The sequence below is a fragment of the Maritimibacter sp. 55A14 genome, from assembly GCF_003122205.1.
Lineage (GTDB): Bacteria > Pseudomonadota > Alphaproteobacteria > Rhodobacterales > Rhodobacteraceae > QEYE01.
In genome coordinates this window covers 1-649 of record NZ_QEYE01000073.1, presented here as the reverse complement: position 1 = coordinate 649, position 649 = coordinate 1, and the positions used below count along the sequence as shown (strand labels likewise).

The 649-nt window shown below is 57.8% G+C and carries 3 protein-coding genes; 1 reads left to right on the top strand and 2 read right to left on the bottom strand.

Features of this window, described 5'->3' with window-relative positions:
- Positions 1–130 precede the first annotated feature (130 nt).
- Positions 131–304, top strand: coding sequence for a hypothetical protein (locus tag DDZ14_RS19820; protein WP_158275577.1), 174 nt, complete (start codon positions 131–133; stop codon positions 302–304).
- Here the strand turns inward: DDZ14_RS19820 and DDZ14_RS20350 are convergent.
- Both DDZ14_RS20350 and DDZ14_RS20095 read right to left on the bottom strand, forming a co-directional pair.
- Entirely contained in the window at positions 234–509 is a 276-nt protein-coding gene (locus DDZ14_RS20350; protein ID WP_369915405.1) for a transposase, read from the bottom strand. The genes DDZ14_RS19820 and DDZ14_RS20350 overlap by 71 nt on opposite strands.
- Positions 458–649: hypothetical protein (locus DDZ14_RS20095; protein ID WP_233252662.1), on the bottom strand; the 192-nt coding region annotated here is incomplete at its 5' end. The genes DDZ14_RS20095 and DDZ14_RS20350, both read right to left, overlap by 52 nt.

Sequence of the window (649 nt, the reverse complement as noted above, 5' to 3'; positions counted from 1 at the left end):
TCGGAAAATAGGGTTCCAGACGCGCCATCTGCGCGTCGCTCAGCCAGTAAAGATCAGACATGTCACCGCTCTGTTTTCAGGCGGTGAATCACGATGCTCGGCTGAAATCAATGGGTCCTGACCCTAAGTAATGACCAACCTCAAGAAGGCCCGCCAAAAGGGCAAGATTGACGACTTCATCAAGGAGCACGAGGCCGACCCGGAGGGCGACCTCGACAAGCTGGATGAAGTGATCAAGCATCAAGACCAGGGAAGCGGGAAAGCAACTCTGCCAGCATCGTCTCGGGGGCCATCCGACGATTGAAGCGGTACTCGAACTCCTTGACGTAACGCTCAAGATGCTTGTGCGACACGCTGGTGTGGGTGCCAGCGATGGACCGTTTCAGGTGGCTGAAGAAGCTCTCAATCGCGTTGGTGCTGATCCCGTCAGGGGTGGCATACTCGCCGTTGCCGTGGTTCACAGTCCGGTGGATGTAATGCGCGCCGACGCGGTTCTGGTAAGACCGCAGTTCGTCGGTGTGGACTGACCTGCCCCTTTTTTCAGGGCCACTCGTAAGTCGAGCTTGTTCCCCTTTTGTGTGTCATCATTCGGCGGCATGAGCAATGGGCGCAGGCGCGGAGCCATCAGGTAGCTCAAGCGGCTGCGCCC

What these genes read in the sequence shown, in the direction of transcription:
- DDZ14_RS19820 (WP_158275577.1), top strand. Translation starts at nt 131, where the DNA reads ATGACCAACCTCAAGAAGGCCCGCCAAAAGGGCAAGATTGACGACTTC.